At 55.9% G+C, this 3606-nt stretch carries 5 protein-coding genes and 1 pseudogene; 4 read left to right on the top strand and 2 right to left on the bottom strand.

Features of this window, described 5'->3' with window-relative positions; all coding sequences use genetic code 11:
• Window positions 1-296 precede the first annotated feature (296 nt).
• Together Q1B15_RS14040 and Q1B15_RS14035 are read left to right on the top strand one after the other, a co-directional pair.
• Window positions 297-914 carry an AbiEi antitoxin N-terminal domain-containing protein gene (locus Q1B15_RS14040; protein ID WP_299754594.1) on the top strand — a complete coding sequence of 206 codons (618 nt, stop codon included), beginning with the start codon at window positions 297-299 and terminating at the stop codon, window positions 912-914.
• Window positions 907-1773 (top strand): nucleotidyl transferase AbiEii/AbiGii toxin family protein, encoded by an 867-nt coding sequence (locus tag Q1B15_RS14035; RefSeq protein WP_299754592.1) that lies wholly within the window; start codon window positions 907-909, stop codon window positions 1771-1773. The genes Q1B15_RS14040 and Q1B15_RS14035 overlap by 8 nt, the downstream gene beginning before the upstream one ends.
• Before the next feature lie 95 nt (window positions 1774-1868).
• Here the strand turns inward: Q1B15_RS14035 and Q1B15_RS14030 are convergent, their stop codons facing one another.
• On the bottom strand, window positions 1869-2435 hold the full coding sequence (locus tag Q1B15_RS14030; protein ID WP_299754591.1) for a transposase: 567 nt from the start codon (window positions 2433-2435) through the stop codon (window positions 1869-1871).
• Complete coding sequence (locus Q1B15_RS14025) at window positions 2342-2782, bottom strand: transposase (protein ID WP_299754589.1); 441 nt, start codon at window positions 2780-2782, stop codon at window positions 2342-2344. The genes Q1B15_RS14030 and Q1B15_RS14025 overlap by 94 nt, the downstream gene beginning before the upstream one ends.
• On the opposite strand from Q1B15_RS14025, the gene Q1B15_RS14020 reads away from it, so the two are divergent.
• Complete coding sequence (locus Q1B15_RS14020) at window positions 2711-3301, top strand: PAN/Apple domain-containing protein (protein WP_299754587.1); 591 nt, start codon at window positions 2711-2713, stop codon at window positions 3299-3301. The two genes, Q1B15_RS14025 and Q1B15_RS14020, sit on opposite strands and share 72 nt — an antisense overlap.
• A gap of 167 nt (window positions 3302-3468) precedes the next feature.
• A pseudogene (locus Q1B15_RS14015) lies at window positions 3469-3606 on the top strand (IS1380 family transposase); the annotation flags it as partial.

Genomic DNA, 3606 nt, shown 5'->3' with positions numbered 1-3606 from the left:
GAGTTTCCCTCGTCGCGAAATGAAAATGCTTCTACCGTGTCCGAGAAAACGGTGAGCTTTGGGCTCACTGCCGACTTTCGCTGCGTTTGCAAATCGGAGAAACTGGGTCGTAGCCCCGACCGTCCGCTTTCTTCAAGTTGTCCAATTCAGTTTGCCGGTGCAGCGAAGGTCTGCTTTCCGCCCTCCTTGCAGAATGGTGGCTCCTTGGGCGAAGAGAGAGACGGTCTTGGCAGCGACAACTAAGATATGTTATAAAACCTCGGACCAAATGCGAAACTGTCTGAGCTTTACTATCAATGCCACGCGATCTGACCCAGAGGCAGCGCCTCCTTGAATACCTGAAATCCTATGCGCCAGCACGCGCAAGGGATCTCGAGGATATTGGTGTCACAGCGGCAGCGATCTCGCGCTCGGTGCAGTCGGGTGAAGTCCTTCGGCTAGGCCGAGGGCTTTACGGTCTGCCCGACAGCGCGCCCAATACGCATGAGACCCTGATCGAAGTCGCCAAGCGGGCACCAAAGGCCGTCATCTGCCTGACGTCGGCCCTGGCTTTCCACGGCCTCACTGATCAACTGCCGCGTCGTGTCTGGATTGCGATTGGTGCAAAAGGCTGGGAGCCAAAAATCACATATCCAAAGATCCGAGCCGTCCGGTTCCGCGAACCGTATTTCTCCAGCGGCGTCGAGGAGCACCGCCTGGGTGGGACGACGATCAAGATGTACACGATACCGAAGACGCTTGCAGACGCGTTCCGGAACCAGCGCCTCGTCGATCGATCGATTGCTATTGAGGCTCTCAAGGCCGCGGTCGAGCAGCGCAAGGCAACTCCGTCAGCGATTGCCGACGCTGCGCGAGAGTACAGTGCCTGGAACCAGATGCGTCCCTACCTCGAGGCCGTGACGTCCAATGGCTGATAAACCCAAAAACATAGCCACATCGGTACGTCAGCAGCTGCTGAATCTCGCGCGCACGGAGGGGCAGGCATTCGACGTAGTGTTGGTCGCATTTGGACTGGAGCGGTTCATCTACCGCCTATCGGTGTCGGCACACCGTGATCGCTTCGTGTTGAAGGGCGGCATGCTCGTGACCCTTTGGACGAAAGACAAAGGCCGATTTACCCGAGACATCGACTTCCTGTCGTTCGGGGCCGAGGACGAGGCGACCCTCAAGAAGACCATCGCGGAGATCCTAGCGATCGATGCGGGCGACGGCCTCGTCTTCGACGACGCCAGTCTAACGGTAGCTCCGATCAGGGAAGATCAGGTCTACGGCGGCATGCGCCTAAAGACGACCGCGTACCTCGAAAAGACGAGAATCCCGATCACAATTGATGTCGGGTTCGGAGACGCGCTTGGAAACCCAGACTACACACTCGACTATGGCTCTCTGCTCGACTTTCCCTCGGCGTCGGTTCGCGCCTACTCCCCCGAGACGGTCATCGCGGAGAAGTTCCAGGCGATCGTTGCGCTCGGTATCGTCAATGGTCGGATGAAGGATTACTATGACCTTTGGGCGCTACCGAAGGCCGTGGAACTCACTCTGGACGACTTGCGGACCAGCATCGAAATGACCTTTGAGCGGCGTCAAACGGGCGTGCCGAAGGAGCGACCGCCAGGCCTGTCCCAAGAGTTCGCCACCGATGCAACAAAATCCGCTCAGTGGCTCGCCTATTCCGAGGCGACTGAGATCGAAGGCTTGAGCCTCGGACAGGTCGTTGATGACATCTGGACCACGCTTGAGCCAATCTGCGCGCACACCGGCACCGCGAAATAGCGGGAGCCAATCTGGGTCTGGGCTTTCTGACCTGTCAATAGCCGTGTTGCACGGAACCGGTGAAGGTCGGAACGCGCCCTTACCCATAAATAGCCTCACGTGACCGCCTCGAATTCGGGGCGGCCAAGTTTGGTCATTGTGTTGAGAACCTGCACGCCGATCCGTGCCTCCGTTCTCTGATTTTCGAGGGTCCGCGATCTCAGCTTTGGCCCAATCACTCCTTTCCAACGCCCAATTTGCGCGTCCGCGCGACTTCGTTGATTGTACCCGCTGTTGGCTTGCCAGGCCAAACGGCCTTGGGTTCGTATTTGGGCCATGTGCCGATCTCGAGACGATGGATCAGCAAGCGAATTCGGAGTGAGGACCGAATTTCTTGGAGGTGGAATGATGATCTCGACTGCATCACCAAGTCGAGCCTTGAGGAGGTCGCTGGTTGGTTTGCCATCGTAAGCTCCGTCCGCCAGAAAACGCGATACCGGATCCTCAATCTGGTCCAGAAGTCCGGGCAAGGCCGTGGGATCGTCGACGTCGTCCAGCGTCAAATCCGAGCAGATGATATCACCTGTCGTTAGGTCCACGCCCAAATGCAGTTTGCGCCATGACTTGCGTTTGGCCTTTGTTTCATGCTTGTTGTGCAGCCATTTCTTCCCCGGCAGGCGCATGCACAGCATGCTGCCGAGAGGGCACCTTCGCCAAATATCTTCAGACCGGTACTGTCCACCACCAAATCGATAGGTCCGGATCTCTGGACCTCGGATTTCATTGATCGGGTCAAGCCAGAACCACGGCGTAAAAAGGTGGACGCCCTCGGTACTGGTAAATCCAGACCCATAATCCGCAATAGGCCGCGTACCAGCCCTTCAGTTTGGCGCAGCGGCTGCTTATAAACCATACCCAGCGTCAGGCATACCGAGATGGCCAGATCAGAATACACCCGTTGGCCACCTGGCGTCTGGCGCTTATCCGCCAGCCATTCGTCTTCAACCTCAGGGCTCAACCAAATTGTCACATCGCCACGCTGACGCAGGCTTTCATTGTACTCCCGCCAGTTGGTGACCTTGTACCGTTTCTTGTCAAACTTATGCCGACGCGAAGAGTTGAATTTATGCCGCATCGGGTACTTCCAGTCGGCAAAGGAATATACGGCCAAACAGAAACGCCGGTATCCATGCAACAACGCCTCACCGTACCGTCGGGTGACTTATTTTACGGATTTGAACAAAACATCAAAGATACAAAACTCAGAGACACAATTCAAAACTGTGCAACTCATCAAGTAGAGCGCCAAACAAGCCGCCTCGCGCCTGTTGGCTCGATGTCGGTCTACGACGGCTATGATATCGACGGCAACGACCTCACAACGAGAGGTATTAAGGGTATAACCTTCGAACAGTGCCAGCGCGAATGTTTGGCCTACCAAGATTGCAAAGCCGTTTCATATGTCGTCAGCAGCCAGTGGTGCTGGCCTAAGTCTGGGATCACTTCGACAACACAGAGAGATGGTGTGGTGAGTGCAATCGGGAACTGAAGCGGTGACTTCAGCATGGGTAAGCTTGAGACATCGCCGCTATGACAACAGTGGCGACGCTATAGTGCCTTAACCCGCAATCCCCAAGTAGTCCGATGTTTTCGCGCTTCTGGAAGCCACTAATGTGTTATGTTTCAGCATGTTAATAGGGTTGAAGGCGGCAGATCATGGATCACCCAAAGGGTGCAGGCGAAACGGGAAATGTTCGGCTTGGATTTGACCGTCGCGTGCGGCTGGAATTTCATGGATCAAAGATCAGTTCGGACGGTGGTCTGCTGTTGTTTCGGGAACTGGACGAGGTGCTT

It is taken from the genome of uncultured Boseongicola sp. (assembly GCF_937988555.1).
In the GTDB taxonomy this organism is placed as follows: Bacteria; Pseudomonadota; Alphaproteobacteria; order Rhodobacterales; family Rhodobacteraceae; genus Boseongicola.
Note: the sequence above shows the minus strand (reverse complement) of the source record. Positions and strands in the feature narration are given on the sequence as shown.

Excerpts from the sequence above, each read along its gene's own strand:
- Q1B15_RS14040 (WP_299754594.1), top strand. The coding sequence starts at position 297 with ATGCCACGCGATCTGACCCAGAGGCAGCGCCTCCTTGAATACCTGAAA.
- Q1B15_RS14035 (WP_299754592.1), top strand. The coding sequence starts at position 907 with ATGGCTGATAAACCCAAAAACATAGCCACATCGGTACGTCAGCAGCTG.
- Q1B15_RS14030 (WP_299754591.1), bottom strand. The coding sequence starts at position 2,435 with ATGCGCCTGCCGGGGAAGAAATGGCTGCACAACAAGCATGAAACAAAG.